The following is a 15,974-nucleotide window of genomic DNA, read 5'->3' as shown; positions in this document are numbered from 1 at the left end:
CTCCTTCTACGCCGATGGACGTTGGCGACGGCGGCCGCGACCGCCGATCTCCCCCCTTGTGGGGGGGGCAGAGGGGCGCGCGACGGAGCGGGGCGTGTCAGGCCAATGCGACGGTCCGACCGCCTATGCGGCCGCCCCCTACGCTCCCTCCACCCGTGCCCGCGCGAACGCCCGCCCGTCCGCCCCGAAGATGTGCAGATCCTCCGGCGCCGCCGTCAGGCGGATGGTCGAGCGGCGCTTGACCTCGGCGCCGCCGGGCATCTTGGCGACCAGCGGCACGCCCTCGCGGCCGAGGTCGACGTAGACAAGCTGCACCTCCCCGAGTTGTTCGACGAAGTCGACGGTGCCCTCGAACAGGAATTCCTCGCCGGACGTCACCACCAGATCCTCCGGGCGCACGCCGAAGGAGATCTCGCGGCCGGCCGCGTCCGCCGGCGTCGCCACCGGCACCGTGACGCCGCCGTGCCCGGCGATGGAGACGGCGGTGCGCGAGCCCGCCTGCTCGATCGTCGCAGGCACGATGTTCATGGCTGGTGAGCCGATGAACTGGGCGACGAAGAGGTTGCCCGGATGCCGGTAGAGCTCCATCGGCGAGCCGACCTGCTCGATGTGGCCGTCCTTCAGCACCACGATGCGGTCGGCGAGCGTCATCGCCTCGACCTGATCGTGGGTGACGTAGATCATGGTCGTGTTCGGCATGCTCTCCTTGAGCTTCGCGATCTCGATGCGGGTGGCGACGCGAAGTGCCGCGTCGAGGTTCGATAGCGGTTCGTCGAACAGGAAGACCTTCGGATCGCGCACGATGGCACGCCCGATGGCGACGCGCTGCCGCTGGCCGCCCGAAAGCGCCCTGGGCAGGCGGTCGAGATATTTCGTCAGCTGCAGGATCTCGGCGGCGTTCCTCACACGCCTGTCGATCTCTTCCCGACCGGCGCGGGCGATCTTCATGCTGAAAGCCATATTGTCGTAGACCGTCATGTGCGGGTAGAGCGCGTAGGACTGGAACACCATGGCGATGCCGCGCTTCGACGGCGGTACGTCGTTGACCACCTGCCCGTCGATCTCGAGGGTGCCCGACGAGATGTCCTCCAGGCCGGCGATGGTGCGCAGCAGCGTGGACTTGCCGCAGCCGGACGGCCCGACGAAGACGATGAACTCCCCGGATCGGATCTCGAGATCGATTCCGTGCAGGATCTCGACGGCGCCATAGGCCTTGCGCACGTCCTTCAGGTGAAGATCAGCCATGGTGCCCTCCTGCTCCCGCCGTAACCGGCGACTCCCGTCGCATCATCGCCATGCCGCGCCTCAACCGCCCTTGACCGAGCCGGCCAGCAGGCCGCGGACGAAGTAGCGCTGCAGCGAGAAGAACACGATCAGCGGCACGATGATGGTGACGAAGGCCGATGTCGTGAGGATCTCCCAGTCGCCGCCGCGCGAGCCCAGCAGGGCGTTGAGCTTGCCGGTCAGCACGAGCTGGTCGCGGCCCGTGCCGAGGAACACCATCGCCACGAGAAGGTCGTTCCAGACCCACAGGAACTGGAAGATGGCGAAGGAGGCGAGCACGGGAAAGGAGAGCGGCAGCACGATCCTGACGAAAATCTCGAAGTCGGACGCCCCGTCGATGCGTGCCGATTCCATGATCTCGCGCGGCAGGCCGGCGATATAGCTCCTGAGCAGGAAGATCGCGAAGGGCAGGCCGAAGCCCGTGTGGGCGAGCCAGATGCCGAGATAGGTCTTGGCCGGGACGCCGAAGAAGGCGCCGACGCCGTTGTAGAGCTTCAGGAGCGGAATCAGCGACATCTGCAGGGGCACGACCAGCAGGCCGATGATCACCGCGATGAGGATCGCGCGGCCGGGAAAGCGCATCCAGGCCAGCGCGTAGGCAGCGAAGGCGGCAATGAGAATCGGGATGATCGTGGCGGGGATCGTCACCGTCAGCGAATTGATGAAGGATCGGCCGATGCCTTCCGACAAGAGCACGGTCTCGTAGTTTTCGGTCGTGAAGCGCGGCGGCGAGAGTGCGGAGAAGTAGACGCGCTGGCCGCGACGGCCTTCGAAGGCGACCGGCGATGACAGGACGTAGGACGAATCCGGTGCGACGGTCAGGGTCACGCCGTCGCCGAGATCGGCTTGCGTACCCGCATCCCAGGCATCCGGTTCGGTCGCACGCGTGCCGAAGGCCACGACGTTGCGCGTGTCGCCCTCCCCGAAGAGCCGGCCCTCAATGAAGAAGCCCCCGTCGCGCTCGACCTGGGTGGAGGCATCCCCGAGCCGGGCGGCCTCGGTCTGCTCCGAGCCCGACAGCGCCGTCCACCAGCCCGACACGATGATCTGGTCGCGATCGCGCAGCGAACTCACCAGGATGCCCAGCGTCGGCAGGGTCCAGACGACGACGATGGCCAGCACCGCCAGATGCACGCCCCAGCGGCCAAGAGAGCTTCGTCCGGCCTTGCCTGCCATCTCAGCCTCCATCCGCTTCGCGGTTGGCCTGGCGGATGTTCCAGATCATGATCGGGATGACGGCCAGCATGATGACGATCGCGATGGTGGCGCCCCGGCCGAAATCGCCGCCGCCGCGGAACATCCAGTCGAACATGAGATTGGCCAGCACCTGGGTGTTCCACTGGCCGTTGGTCATGGTCAGCACGATGTCGAAGACCTTCAGCACCAGGATGGTGATCGTGGTCCAGACCACGGCGATGGTGCCCCATATCTGCGGGATCATGATCTTCCAGAAGATCTGGAAGCCGTTCGCACCATCGATCACCGCGGCCTCGATCGTCTCGTCGGGAATGCCGCGCAGCGCGGCCGAGAGGATCACCATCGCGAAGCCGGTCTGGATCCAGACCAGGATGACCATCAGGAAGAAATTGTTCCAGAAGGGGATCGAGATCCACACCTGCGGCTCGAAGCCGAGCCAGGTGACGAGGGCGTTGAGCAGGCCGATCTGGGTCTGGTCGGCGGCGCGGTACTCGTAGATGAACTTCCAGATCACGCTGGCGCCGACGAAGGAGATGGCGAGCGGCATGAAGACCAGGCTCTTGGCGATGGTGCCCCACCAGATGCGGTCGGTGAGCACGGCGATCACCAGCCCGAAGAAGGTGCAGATCGCGGGTACCACCGCGAGCCAGAGCAGGTTGTTGAGGATGGACGCGCGGAATTCGCGGTCGCCGATCGCCCAGAGGTAGTTGTCCAGCCCGACGAAATCCTGGCCACTGCGGTCGAGGAAGGACAGCCGGAAGGTCTCCACCACGGGATAGATGAGGTAGATCGTCAGGATCAGCAGCGCCGGGCCGATGAAAAGCCAGGGCCGGATGAAGCCCTGCCGGCGGAGGTTGTCGATGGCGGCTTCACCGCTCACGCCCCGCGCCGGCAGCGCCAGTTCGAGCAGGCGGTTGGCGCCCCAGAAATAGGCCACGCAGCCGCCGACGCCGACGATGATGACGATGATCGCCGACAGGATCTGGGTTGCCATGATGTCTCCTCCCCGGACGGTGCGATCGCGACAGCCGGTGCGGACCGTTCGGGCGACGAGCCCGGCCGATGGCCCGCCCGCGCCGTCACGGCACCGCCGCCGCTCTACTTGATCGCGTCCCAGGCGCTCTGGATCTCGGCTGCGACCTGGTCGGCCGGCTTGCCGCCGACGAGATCGATCATGCCGGTCCAGAACGCGCCCGCGCCGATCTTGCCGGGCATCAGGTCCGAACCGTCGAAGCGGAAGGTGTCGGCGTTGACGAGGATGTCGCCCTGCTTCTTCAGCGCCTCGTTGGCATAGGCTTCCGGATTGGCCGTCTTGAGCGGCGTCAGAAAGCCGGACTGCGCCATCCAGATCTCATGCGCCAGCGGGGTCTGCAGAAAATCGATGAAAGCCTGCGCCGCCGGCGAATCCCTGGTGATGGTGAACAGCGTTCCGCCGCCTAGCACCGGCTTGCCGAGGTTCTTGTCCGTCATCTCCGGCAGATAGAAGAAGTCGGCGTCGAGGCCGATTTCCGTCCCGTCCGGGAAGAAGGAGGAGATGAAGGAGGCCTGTCGGTGCATGTAGCACTTGGGCGGCAGATCGAAGAGGCCTTTGGGACTGTCGCGGAAATCGGTCGCCGCGACCGCCGCCGCTCCGCCCGAGACGTTCTCGCCAACGGTCGCGATGTCGGCGAAGATCTGCATCGCGCCGACGACACGCTCGTCGGTGAAGGGGATCCCGTTCGAGGTCCACTGGTCGTAGACTTCCGGCGGCTGCGTGCGCAGCATGATGTCCTCGACCCAGTCGGTGGCCGGCCAGCCTGTCGCGCCGCCCGATCCGAGGCCGATGCACCAGGGCGTTCCCCCGTCCTCGACGATCTGCTTCTGCAGCGCCATCAGCTCGTCCCAGGTGGTCGGCACCTCGTAGCCGGCCTCCTCGAAATTCTCCGGCACGTACCAGACCAGGGACTTCAGATCGGCCTTGTAGGGGAAGCCGTAGAAATGCTCTTCACCGTCGGCGCCCCGGAACGTACCGAGATCGACCCAGGATTGGCCTGCGCCGTAATTGTCGCGCACGAAGGCGGCCGCATCCTCGCCGAGCGGCGTCAGGAGCCCCTTGGAGGCCAGGTCCTGGATCAGGCCGGGCTGCGGCAAAACGGCAACGTTGGGCGGGCTGCCGGCCTGCGTGTCGATCACGATCTGCTGCTCGTAGTTCTCCGACGAGGAGTAGGTGAGATCGACGCCCGTCGCCTCCGAGAAGTAGGCGAGCACCGAGCGCACCAGCGCCTCGTCCTCGCCGCGCCAGGGGCCGAAGACGGACAGGGTCTGGCCCTTCAGGTCGATCTTCTGGAGGTTCTCATAGTCCTCCCAGTTGAAGCGGTCATCTTCGCCAGGTGCGAATTTCAGCTGTGCCGATGCCGGTGTGGCAAGGGCCAGAGCCAGCAACGCCGCGCTGGCGAACCATGTGTGCTTCATCGTTTTCCTCCCGATGGCAACGGCTACTTCGGTGTCTGTCCTCCCCCCGCAACGAGAACAGAGTGTCCCGGATCGGCGCGCCTTGCAACCTTCGAAGGCCAGAAACTCGCCGAAGGTCCCGATTGCAGCGGCGCCGGGAAAACCACGCGCCCGGCCGCCGACACGAGCGGAAGGCTGCGGATCGACGTTGACGGCATGGGGGCTCGTCCGTATTCGATGGACAACGGGTGGTTCGACTTGGCCGGCCGGTCTCCACGGGAGGATCTCATGCGCATCGTCGTGACCGGGGCGGGCGGCTTCATCGGACGGGAACTGGTGCGGCGGCTGGCTGCCGAGGGGCTCGCCGGAACCTCGCCCGAAGCGAAGATCGTCGCCATCGACGAGACGCTGCCGCCGGAGAGCCTGCCGCTCGGCATCCGGCCGGTGATCGGCGACATCGGCGATCCGGATTTCCTCGACGCGATCACGGCCGAGCCGATCGACGTGGTGTTCCACCTCGCGGCCGTTCCCGGCGGGGCTTCCGAGGGAGACTTCGCGCTCGGCTGGCGGGTCAACGCTCAGGCCACCCTGGCTCTCGTGGAGCGACTGGCGCGGCAAGCGAGGCCGGCGCGGTTCGTCTTCTCCTCCACCATCGCCGTGTTCGGCGTGCCTCTTCCGGCCGACGCGGTGACCGACGAGACGCTGCCGCTGCCGACGCTCAGCTACGGCGCGCAGAAGCTGATGATGGAGACGCTTCTGACCGACCATGCCCGACGCGGCACGGTGGACGCGGTTGCGCTGCGCCTTCCCGGCATCGTGGCGCGGCCGCGGCGCCCGGGCGGTCACCATTCTGCTTACATGAGCGACATCTTCACCACCCTGGCGGCCGGCGAGCCCTTCGTCTGTCCGGTCGCGCCCGAATCGACATCCTGGCTGATGTCGCGGGCTTGCTGCGTGGACAACCTCATCCACGCCGCGATGCTGCCGCGGGAACGGCTGGACGCACGGCGCGCCTTCACCTTGCCCGCCCTCCGGCTGTCGATGGGCGAGGTGGTGGAGGCGCTCGCCGAACGGTTCGGCCCCGGCGTGCGTGACCGCGTGACCTTCGCGCCCGATCCGGTGCTGCAGGCGCAATACGGGTCCTATCCGCCGCTCACCACGGCCATCGCCGAGAGCCTCGGCTTCCGCCACGACGGCGATGCGGGAGCGCTGCTGGCGCGGGCGCTGGAATATGGTGGCTGAGGCCCTCAGGCGCGACGGCGCCGGTCTTCGCGCAGCAGCGATGACGTGGCGGCTGCCGGAACTGCCGGGCTGAAGTGGAAGCCCTGTCCCTGGTCGCAGCCGATGGCGCGAAGCGATACGGCCTGCGATTCGCTTTCGATCCCCTCGGCCGTGGTGGTGAGGCCAAGCCGCCGGCCGAGCCCGACGATCGCCTGCACGATCATCTCCTGCTTCTCCTCCACCTCGAAGCGTCCGACGAAGCTGCGGTCGATCTTGATCTTCTCGAAGGGGAAGCGCGACAACTGAGCCAGGCTCGAGAAGCCGGTGCCGAAATCGTCGATGACGATGCGAATGCCGGCCCCGACGAGATCCGCAATCACCAGCTCGGCCATCTCGACATGCTGGATGATGGCGCTTTCGGTGACCTCGATCTCCAGCCTGTCGGGCGTGAGGCCGGTCTCGCCGAGGATGCGCAGGATCCGCAGCCCGAGGAGCTTGTCCGTCATTTGCGCAGGCGAGACGTTGAAGGCGAGCGAGACGTGGTGCGGCCAGTCCGACGCCGCGATGCAGGCCTTGCGCAGCATCTGCTCCGATAGCTCGGTGATCAGACCGGTGTCCTCGGCGAGCGGGATGAATTCGTCCGGGGCGACGGTCCGTCCGTCGGGCGTGCACCACCGCGCTAGGGCCTCGAACCCGACGATCTCGCGTGTCCGCAGGTCGACGAGAGGCTGGAAATGGGGCTCGACCGCGCCGTCCTTGAGCGCCTGACGGAGGTCGCGTTCCAACCGGTTGCGGCGGGTCTGGGCCTCGCCCATGGCCGCGTCGTAGCGCGCAACGCGGCTGGTGCGGAGACGCTTGGCGGCGTACATGGCGAGGTCGGCAAGCTTGATCAGCGAAGCCGCGTCGTCTGCGTCTTCCGGCGCCGTGGCGACGCCGACGCTGGCGCTCATGTCGGCCGTCACCCCGCCGAGCAGGTAGGGTTCGGAGAGCGACGCGACGATTTCCTCGGCGAGGTGCATCACGCAGGGAGTTCGGGCGACGTGCTGCAGGACGAGGAATTCGTCTCCGCCGACACGGAAGATCGCCTCCTGCGGGAACAGGTGCCGCAGACGATCTGCGACCGCCACCAGGGCCTCGTCGCCGGCCTGGTGCCCGAACAGGTCGTTCAGCTTCTTGAAGCCGTCGAGATCGATCGCATAGGCGACCAGCAGTCGGGACGCGTGCGGCTCAGCGGCCAGTTCACGCAGCCGTTCTTCCAGGCCGCGCCGATTGGGCAGACGGGTGAGAGGATCGTGCCGCGCGATCCAGACGACATCCCGTTCGGCGCGATCCCGGCGCTCGATCTCCTCGGAGAGGTCACGCAGCCGCCAGCCGCTGAAGATGAGCCCGCCGAGACCGGTCAGCATGACGGCGAAGAAGACCTCGTCGATCTCCCAGTCCTCGTGCTCGTGGATGAAGCGATCGACCGTGTCGAAGAGGTCGGCGGCGAGCGCGCTCATCCAGATGGCGACACCCGCTAAGACGAGGAACACGGCCTGACGGTACGCCTTGTTCCGGCGCAACGCTGCGATCACCTTCATGCCGGTCCCCTCGCTGGCCCCGCCTGCGGCGCGCCCGCGCATTCTCCTGCCTGGCCGCGTCGCCGTCCGTCCCTGCAAACCCCACTGCCGCCGACCTTATGAATGGTGCCCTAATTGTTTGCTAACGAACCAACATGACCCGAATAGTGTACGCACACGCACGCGACGACCGACGATCAAAGAAGACGTTGCGCATCGCGGCGCATCGTGTGAGGGACGATTCGGACCACGTCAGTACCAGATGCCGCCGCGCCGGATGCGGATGCGCGGCCGTCCATCGGGAACGGCGAGCGAGGAGGGATGGGCGGGGCCTTCGCGCCGGTCGGGCGAAAGTGGATGCTCGGCGGCGAGCAGCGACGCCATCGCGCGATAGTCGACGGGCCTGTGGCGTCCGACAGCCGGGATGAAGCTCCGGCGGCGGCGCATCCCGCCCTCCACCGCCTCCACCACCGGCGTCGCCTCCGTCAGGCCGCGGGCGGTCTTCAGGGTCTGCAGCCGCGCGATTCGCTCCTCCGTGACGGGATGGCTGCGCAGCACGGAGGCGTCGGGCGTTCGCCCGCCCGGCAGCATCAGCCGCTCCCAGAGTCCGCGCTGCTGACGCTCCAGCTTCGCCAGTGCCGAGGCGAGTCCATCCGGGTCGCCGGTGAGGATCGCTGCGCCGAGATCGGCATCGAACTCCCGGGTGCGCGACAGGGCGAGCTGCAGCAGGCCGCCGATGGTCGGCGAGGCCATCAGCACCAGCACCGCCAACCAGGGCACCTGCGCCTCGTAACCTCCGGCGAAGCCGAGCGCATTGAGCACCAGCGAGAACAGTCCGACCGTCGCCATGGTGGAGGTGAAGCGCGAGACCATGTCGGCGAAGGCCATCACCTTCACGTCCTCGTTGGCGACGTGGCTGATCTCGTGGGCCAGCACGCCGGCGAGTTCGCGCGCGCTCATGGCGCGCACCAGCGCGTCGGTGACGGCGATGGCAGCATCGTCGCGCCGGCCGACGGCAAAGGCATTCATCACCGCCGACGGCACGACATGCAGCTTCGGCACCGAAGGCAGGCCGGCACGGCGCGACAGTTCCTCGACCAGTTCCGCGCCGAGCGGAAACTCGCGGCTGGAGACCGGACGGGCGTCGTACATCGACAGCACCATGGCAGGGCTCACGCGCAGCGCCGTGACCATCGTCACCGCGCCGAAGACCAGCGCGAAGACAATGCCGGTGGCGCCGGCAAAAGCATAGGCGCTGACGGCGAGCAGGACGAGGCTGCCGGCGCCGAGGAGCCAGGTGTGGACGGTGTTCAGCACGCGGTGGCGGCGCTGCTCGAACAGGTCGATGCTCGGAGAGTGGTTCATGTCGGAAGATATGGGGTGCCCCGAAGCACTTGCCGAGCCCGAGGGTTCACCGTGACGCCCTTCCGCATCGCGCGCCAGCCTCACCCTCACCGACCCCGGCCGGTCTCCACGCCCGGTGAAGCCGAGCGGCAACCAAGGCGCCAGGCGCCACCCTCCGGATCGTTGCGATGTCGTGGCGGCACGGGCCGCAGAACCGCGAGCGGGTCGCCGAAGTACCACAGTAGCGCGAGGCGGTGCACGACGACTCTCCATTGTTATTATGCATGCAGCATACATATAATAGCGCAATCCGTCAACGGGAAGGGACCGCTCGAATCCATAGGCTCGGAGAAAGCGGGGCGGCTCAGCCCACCGGTATTTCGCGATGGTCGATGGGGCAGCGCGCCGGAATGCAGCTCCCCTCGTCGCAGATTCGGCAGACGATGTCCGAATCGTCGCCGGGATCGACCAGTGCAGGCAGGATCTTGCCGATCAGGGCGTCGAGGAGGCGCTTGTCCTCTGGAGTGAGGGTCCGGGTGGCGCGGGCGAGAACGTCGCGCCGCGCAGCAAGGCTGCGCTGGAAGGCCGCCTCGCCCTCGGCGGTAAGGACGAGGGCCCGCGCGCGTCGGTCGACGGCGCCGGCGCCGGCGCCGGCGGTCTCGCGCATCACCAGGCCGGCGGCCGCGAGCTGGTCGACGAGCCGCACCGTCGCCGAGTGCGACAGCGCCAGCATCCGGCGCAGCCGTTCGATCGACAGTCCCGGCTCGGTACCGATCCGGATGATGGCCGCCGTTGCGCTGGGGCCACGACCGCCGGCGGCGAGAAAGGCCCGCTCCATCTTGTCCACGCAGGCGAGGCTCATCGCTCCGAAGGCGTTTTCGAGCCGGGCCGTTTCGGAATCGTCCAGCATCAAGCGCTTCCCGGGCAGCCCGCACATATGCAACGTACATATAAAGGGGTCGCGCATGACACACAAGCAGAACTGCCCGGGGCATCCCGCTTGCGTGAGAAAACTCCCCTACTTATATACGCCGCGACGCTCCGAAGACGTGCCGATCGCGCATGGGGACGGAGCAGATTCCTGAAAACAGGGGCTGCCGTGCGGAACGCCGGTACGGGTCCTGGCAGCCTGCTAAAGCGGAGAGCATAGACATGGCTAAAGTAATCGGTATCGACCTCGGAACGACCAATTCCTGCGTCGCCGTCATGGACGGCAAGGACGCCAAGGTCATCGAGAATGCGGAAGGTGCTCGCACCACGCCGTCGATCGTGGCCTTCACCGACGGCGACGAGCGTCTCGTGGGTCAGCCGGCGAAGCGTCAGGCCGTCACCAACCCCGAGGGAACCATCTTCGCGGTCAAGCGCCTGATCGGCCGCCGCTATGACGACCCGGTCACCGAGAAGGACAAGAAGCTCGTCCCCTACAGGATCGTTCGCGCGGACAATGGCGATGCGTGGGTCGAAGCGCAGGGTTCGAAGTACTCGCCCTCGCAGATCTCGGCGATGACGCTTCAGAAGATGAAGGAGACGGCGGAGTCCTATCTCGGCGAGAAGGTGGAGAAGGCGGTCATCACCGTCCCGGCCTATTTCAACGATGCCCAGCGTCAGGCGACCAAGGATGCCGGCAAGATCGCGGGCCTCGAGGTTCTGCGCATCATCAACGAGCCGACGGCGGCCGCGCTGGCCTATGGCCTGGACAAGAAGAAGGCGGGCACGATCGCGGTCTACGACCTCGGCGGCGGCACCTTCGACATCTCGATCCTCGAGATCGGCGACGGCGTGTTCGAGGTGAAGTCGACCAACGGCGACACCTTCCTCGGCGGCGAAGACTTCGACATGCGTCTGGTCGAGTACCTGGCGGCGGAGTTCAAGAAGGAACAGGGCATCGACCTGAAGAACGACAAGCTCGCCCTCCAGCGGCTCAAGGAAGCCGCCGAGAAGGCCAAGATCGAGCTGTCGTCCTCGGCCCAGACCGAAATCAACCTGCCCTTCATCACCGCCGACGCGTCGGGACCGAAGCACCTGACGATGAAGCTCACCCGCGCGAAGTTCGAGGCGCTGGTGGACGATCTGGTTCAGCGCACCATCGAGCCCTGCAAGGCCGCGCTCAAGGATGCCGGCGTTAAGGCAGCCGAGATCGACGAGGTGGTTCTGGTCGGCGGCATGACCCGCATGCCCAAGATCCAGGAAGTGGTGAAGCAGTTCTTCGGCAAGGACCCGCACAAGGGCGTCAATCCGGACGAAGTGGTCGCCATGGGTGCCGCCATCCAGGCCGGCGTGCTGCAGGGCGACGTCAAGGACGTTCTGCTGCTCGACGTGACCCCGCTGTCGCTCGGCATCGAGACGCTCGGCGGCGTCTTCACCCGGCTGATCGATCGCAACACGACGATCCCGACCAAGAAGAGCCAGGTGTTCTCCACGGCCGAGGATTCGCAGTCGGCGGTGACCATCCGGGTCTTCCAGGGCGAGCGCGAGATGGCGGCCGACAACAAGATGCTCGGCCAGTTCGATCTGGTCGGCATTCCGCCGGCACCGCGCGGCGTGCCGCAGATCGAGGTCACCTTCGACATCGACGCCAACGGCATTGTCAACGTCTCGGCGAAGGACAAGGGCACCGGCAAGGAGCACCAGATCCGCATCCAGGCCTCGGGCGGCCTGTCCGACTCCGAGATCGAGAAGATGGTGAAGGACGCCGAGGCGAACGCCGAGGGTGACAAGAAGCGCCGCGCGCTCGTGGAAGCGAAGAATCAGGGCGAGGCGCTGGTCCATTCGGCCGAGAAGTCGCTTAAGGACTATGGCGACAAGGTGTCCGAAGGTGATCGCACCGCGATTTCCAACGCCATCGCTGCCCTGAAGACCTCGCTCGAAGGCGACAACCTGGAGGAGATCCAGTCGAGGAGCACGGCGCTGACCGAAGCGTCGATGAAGCTCGGCCAGGCGATGTACGAGGCCAGCCAGGCCGAGGCTGCGGCGGCCGACGCCAAGGCCGACGCGCAGAAGGCCGGCGAGGACGTGGTCGACGCCGATTTCGAAGAGATCGACGACGACAAGAAGAAGTCGGCCTGATCGAAGATCGTCCTCCGTCCAGACGGTGACGGCCGGTGCCAGACATGGCACCGGCCTTTTTCTTTGGCCGCGACACGCGCGCGTGGCGACCACCACGACGCGTTAAGCTTAACCGGTGGTTAAGCTCGACCCCGCCTTCGCCGCCTCCTATTGATCGAGGGTGGGTAGCGCGAACGGTCGCGCGGGGTGACGGGCGTCCATGCACTATCGCATCTTCGAAACATGGAGACTGATCGCCGCGCTTTCGATCATGGTGTGGCATTTCCTGCGTTTCGCCCCGCCCGGCCATGAGGAAATCGGCGCCTATCTCTATCGGCTTCTGGCCGTGATGGAGATGTTCTTCATGATCTCCGGCTACCTGATCATGGAACGCTACGGCGACGACCTGCTCCGCGCGCCGGGAAGTTACCGCGCCTTCCTGGTGCGGCGGCTCGCGCGTTTCTACCCGCTCTACCTCGCCACCCTGCTCTTCTTCTGCGGCGTCGCGCTCGCGATCCATTTCGGGGTCGTCCGCACGGACGATCCCGGCCGCTATGCCTGGAGCGTCCTTCCGGCGAACCTGCTGCTCGTCCAGGCCTGGGGCCTGACCGAGCAACTCACGTTCAACTACGTGGCATGGTGTCTTTCGGCGGAATGGTTCTGCTACCTCCTCCTGCCGCTCGTCGTTCTGGCGTATCGCCTCGGTGGTCCTGCCGGCATAGCCGTCCTCGCCGGTGGTCTGGTGCTTGCACTGGAGGCCGCGGTTGCACGCGGGGTGATCCCGTTCGAGAGCTGGCTGCGCGCAGATACCTGGGGCGCCTACCGGGCCTTCGCCGACTTCACCATCGGCGCTCTCGTGTCCGTCGCCGTCCGCCGGAGCAGCTTTCGCCTGGCGGCGCACTGGCCGGCGTGGACGCTGTTTGCGCTTTCGCTTGCCGCCATGGCCACGCGCCAGCACGCGGCCCTGATCGTCGCTTTGCTGGCAGCCGGCATGTATTTCGCTGCCCTGGCCGAGCGAAACGATCCAGACGCTTCGCGTTACCTCGCCTTCCTGCACCCCATCGGCAAGGTCTCGCTCGGCATCTACCTGCTGCATCCGGTCGTCGAGGCCGTGTTCTTCTCCGTCCTGTGGCGCAAGGTGATCGCACCGACGGAGACGATCGGCTTCTATGCCTACGCCCTCCTGCCGTGTGCCGTCACGATCGCGCTGGCGGTCGTTTCCGAGCGATACTTCGAGCGGCCGGTCGGACGCTACATGGTCGGACGGCTGACCCCGGACCGCCCGAGCCCCCAGCGTACGCCGCAGCCGGTCGGATAGGTGACGGACGCATCGCGAATCGCCCTTGGCGGATGGTCCGTCGGCAAAAAAAGGCGGTCCTGTGGCGAACCGGCTATGGCGCATGCCCGCCGGCTTTACTAAATCGGTGCCAGCGGTAGGCGCCCCTGGCGCGCCGGCCAACCCGACAGGCAGCAGGAATATCCGCGAGCACCATGAAGGCTGATTTCTACGAGACGCTGGGCGTCGAGAAGAGCGCATCGGAAAAGGACCTGAAAGCTGCATTCCGCAAGCTCGCCATGCAGTGCCATCCGGACCGCAATCCCGGCGACGCCGACGCGGAACGGCGCTTCAAGGAAATCAACGAAGCCTACGAGACGCTCAAGGACCCCCAGAAGCGCGCCGCCTACGATCGTTTCGGACACGCCGCCTTCGAGAACGGCGGGATGGGCGGTGCGGGTGCCGGCTTCGCCGGAGCCGGCGGATTTGCCGACATCTTCGAGGACATCTTCGGCGAGATGATGGGCGGCGGACGGCGGCGCTCGTCCGGCGGACGGGAGCGCGGGGCCGACCTGCGCTACAACATGGAGATCACGCTGGAGGAAGCCTTCAACGGCAAGACGGCGCAGATCCACGTCCCCAGTTCGATCACGTGCAGCGAGTGCTCCGGCTCGGGGGCCAAGCCCGGAACCCAGCCCGTCACCTGCTCGATGTGTGGCGGTGCCGGCCGCGTGCGCGCTCAGACCGGCGGCTTCTTCTCCATCGAACGCACCTGCCCGGCCTGCCATGGCCGCGGCCAGACCATCAAGGACCCCTGCCCGAAGTGCGACGGCCAGGGACGCGTGACCGAGGAGCGCACGCTGTCGGTGAATATTCCGGCAGGCATCGAAGACGGGACGCGGATCCGCCTGTCGGGCGAGGGGGAGGCGGGCACGCGCGGCGGACCCTCGGGCGACCTCTACATCTTCCTCTCCGTTTCGCCGCACGAGTTCTTCCAGCGCGAAGCGGAGAACCTCTACTGCACGGCGCCGATCTCGATGACGACGGCTGCGCTCGGCGGCTCGTTCGAGGTGGCGACGCTCGACGGCACGCAGACCCGCGTGAAGATCCCCGAAGGGACGCAGAACGGCCGCAAGTTCCGCGTCAAGGGCAAGGGCATGCCGGTCATGCGCCAGAACATGGTCGGCGACCTGATCATCCAGGTCTCGGTGGAGACGCCGCAGAACCTGTCACGCCGGCAGCGCGAGCTGCTGGAGGAGTTCGACAAGCTGTCCTCCACCGAGAACAGCCCGCAGTCGACCGGTTTCTTCAACCGCATGAAGGACTTCTTCGAGTCGTTCGGGAACTGACGGCGGACATTCCACGCGCCTTCGCCGTGAACCGGACCGCGTTTGGACACAGTCTGCAGGCAAGGATCCGCACGGTCGAAGACCGTCCTCGCCAGGAGAGCAGAGCATGCAGCGCAGTGTCAGAGCCGTCCGCAGAACCCTCGCCGGCCATTTCGAGGACGAGTTGCGCTTCCTGCGCGGCTGGATCGAGACGCCCCGCGCCGTGGGCGCCATCCTGCCGACCAGTGCCGCCGTTTCCCAGCTCATGGCCTCCGTCATCGACACCGCATCCGGCCGACCGGTGCTGGAACTCGGTGCCGGCACGGGCGTGATAACGAAGGCGATCCTGGCGCGGGGAATCGCACCCCAGAAGCTTCATCTGGTCGAATACTCGGCCGATTTCGTCGACCACCTCAGGCGGAGCTTTCCCGGCGTCAACGTCATCCGGGGTGACGCTTTCGACCTTGACACGACGCTGGGCGAAGGCGGGAGCATGCAGTTCGACGCCGTGATCTCCGGCGTACCGCTGCTGAACTTCCCGCTCGCGCAGCGCATCGCCTATGTCGACGACCTGCTCGATCGGCTTCCCCCCGGCCGCCCGGTGGTGCAGTTCACCTATGGACCGTTCTCGCCGGTGCCCGCCCGCGGCGGCAACTACACGGTCGAGCATCTCGGCTTCGTCCTGCGCAACCTGCCGCCGGCGCAGCTGTGGATCTATCGCCGCCCCAGCGCCCGCTGATCGGGCGCGGGGCCGGTCGCGGCTTCAGTTCTGCGTCCAGTCGAGATAGTCAGCCAGTTCGTTGGCCCGACGCGCCGTCGTTTCGTTGAGACATGCCGCCGAGATCGGCCCGGAGATGGTTCCACCCTCGAAGAAGACGGCCGGCCATTCGCATTTGGAATCACGATAGGCGATCCACTTCAGCTGCGTGTCGCGCAGCGCCCGGACTCCGGCTTCCGGCATCCCGTCCTTCAAGGCCCCGTAATTGTCGTTGAGCATGACGTCCCAGACCGCCAGTTCGCGAGCGTAGCACGCCATCATGCCATAAGTGGACTGCCCCTCGTCCGTCTCGAGGCAGGGCTTGGCGACGGTACCGATGCATTCGTCGCGGCTGGCCTCTCCACCAGGCTCGGCGGAGGAATTGTATTCGCGCACGCCTTCGATGCAGGACTGGACCTCTACGGTGTCCTGCGGGAGCGCCTCGTCCGCCCAGGCCGGTCGTACAATCGATGCCACCAGAGCCAACGCCATGGCTGCCATCGCCATCTGCTTCATTTCCATCGTCCCTTCAC

Annotated in this window: 13 protein-coding genes; 5 read left to right on the top strand and 8 right to left on the bottom strand. The window is 66.6% G+C overall.

Annotated features, from left to right (window positions below):
• Positions 1 to 138: 138 nt before the first annotated feature.
• The 4 genes from IAI54_RS22925 to IAI54_RS22910 form a co-directional block, all read right to left on the bottom strand.
• A complete protein-coding gene (locus IAI54_RS22925) occupies positions 139 to 1,245 on the bottom strand; it encodes an ABC transporter ATP-binding protein (protein WP_187969381.1) in 1,107 nt (368 codons plus the stop codon).
• A gap of 60 nt (positions 1,246 to 1,305) precedes the next feature.
• Positions 1,306 to 2,460 (bottom strand): carbohydrate ABC transporter permease, encoded by a 1,155-nt coding sequence (locus IAI54_RS22920; RefSeq protein WP_187969380.1) that lies wholly within the window; start codon positions 2,458 to 2,460, stop codon positions 1,306 to 1,308.
• 1 nt (position 2,461) lies between these two features.
• Complete coding sequence (locus IAI54_RS22915; protein WP_187969379.1) at positions 2,462 to 3,475, bottom strand: carbohydrate ABC transporter permease; 1,014 nt, start codon at positions 3,473 to 3,475, stop codon at positions 2,462 to 2,464.
• Between the two features lie 104 nt (positions 3,476 to 3,579).
• The gene (locus tag IAI54_RS22910) at positions 3,580 to 4,932 is read right to left on the bottom strand and encodes an ABC transporter substrate-binding protein (RefSeq protein WP_187969378.1); all 1,353 of its coding nucleotides are present in this window, start codon (positions 4,930 to 4,932) and stop codon (positions 3,580 to 3,582) included.
• 267 nt (positions 4,933 to 5,199) lie between these two features.
• Between IAI54_RS22910 and IAI54_RS22905 the strand changes: the two genes are divergently transcribed.
• Complete coding sequence (locus tag IAI54_RS22905; protein ID WP_187969377.1) at positions 5,200 to 6,153, top strand: NAD-dependent epimerase/dehydratase family protein; 954 nt, start codon at positions 5,200 to 5,202, stop codon at positions 6,151 to 6,153.
• Positions 6,154 to 6,158: 5 nt separating this feature from the next.
• Here the strand turns inward: IAI54_RS22905 and IAI54_RS22900 are convergent, their stop codons facing one another.
• The 3 genes from IAI54_RS22900 to IAI54_RS22890 form a co-directional block, all read right to left on the bottom strand.
• Positions 6,159 to 7,712 (bottom strand): putative bifunctional diguanylate cyclase/phosphodiesterase, encoded by a 1,554-nt coding sequence (locus tag IAI54_RS22900; protein ID WP_187969376.1) that lies wholly within the window; start codon positions 7,710 to 7,712, stop codon positions 6,159 to 6,161.
• Between the two features lie 231 nt (positions 7,713 to 7,943).
• Positions 7,944 to 9,056: a zinc metalloprotease HtpX gene (locus IAI54_RS22895; RefSeq protein ID WP_187969375.1), complete on the bottom strand. Its 1,113-nt coding sequence runs from the start codon at positions 9,054 to 9,056 to the stop codon at positions 7,944 to 7,946.
• A 343-nt stretch (positions 9,057 to 9,399) separates the two neighbouring features.
• The gene (locus IAI54_RS22890; RefSeq protein ID WP_187969374.1) at positions 9,400 to 9,945 is read right to left on the bottom strand and encodes a MarR family winged helix-turn-helix transcriptional regulator; all 546 of its coding nucleotides are present in this window, start codon (positions 9,943 to 9,945) and stop codon (positions 9,400 to 9,402) included.
• A gap of 242 nt (positions 9,946 to 10,187) precedes the next feature.
• On the opposite strand from IAI54_RS22890, the gene dnaK reads away from it, so the two are divergent.
• The 4 genes from dnaK to pmtA all read left to right on the top strand — a co-directional run bounded on the left by dnaK (position 10,188) and on the right by pmtA (position 15,423).
• Positions 10,188 to 12,101 carry a molecular chaperone DnaK gene (gene dnaK, locus IAI54_RS22885; RefSeq protein WP_187969373.1) on the top strand — a complete coding sequence of 638 codons (1,914 nt, stop codon included), beginning with the start codon at positions 10,188 to 10,190 and terminating at the stop codon, positions 12,099 to 12,101.
• Between the two features lie 199 nt (positions 12,102 to 12,300).
• Entirely contained in the window at positions 12,301 to 13,398 is a 1,098-nt protein-coding gene (locus IAI54_RS22880; RefSeq protein WP_187969372.1) for an acyltransferase family protein, read from the top strand.
• Positions 13,399 to 13,571: 173 nt separating this feature from the next.
• Positions 13,572 to 14,705 carry a molecular chaperone DnaJ gene (gene dnaJ / locus IAI54_RS22875; RefSeq protein ID WP_187969371.1) on the top strand — a complete coding sequence of 378 codons (1,134 nt, stop codon included), beginning with the start codon at positions 13,572 to 13,574 and terminating at the stop codon, positions 14,703 to 14,705.
• Between the two features lie 106 nt (positions 14,706 to 14,811).
• A complete protein-coding gene (gene pmtA, locus IAI54_RS22870; RefSeq protein WP_187969370.1) occupies positions 14,812 to 15,423 on the top strand; it encodes a phospholipid N-methyltransferase PmtA in 612 nt (203 codons plus the stop codon).
• A gap of 24 nt (positions 15,424 to 15,447) precedes the next feature.
• Here the strand turns inward: pmtA and IAI54_RS22865 are convergent, their stop codons facing one another.
• Positions 15,448 to 15,957, bottom strand: a complete 510-nt coding sequence (locus IAI54_RS22865; RefSeq protein WP_210321163.1) for a lysozyme inhibitor LprI family protein — start codon at positions 15,955 to 15,957, stop codon at positions 15,448 to 15,450.
• Positions 15,958 to 15,974 lie beyond the last annotated feature (17 nt).

Source organism: Aquibium microcysteis (assembly GCF_014495845.1).
GTDB lineage: Bacteria > Pseudomonadota > Alphaproteobacteria > Rhizobiales > Rhizobiaceae > Aquibium > Aquibium microcysteis.
The sequence above is the reverse complement of the archived record's forward strand: the minus strand, read 5'-3'. Positions and strand labels throughout refer to the sequence as shown.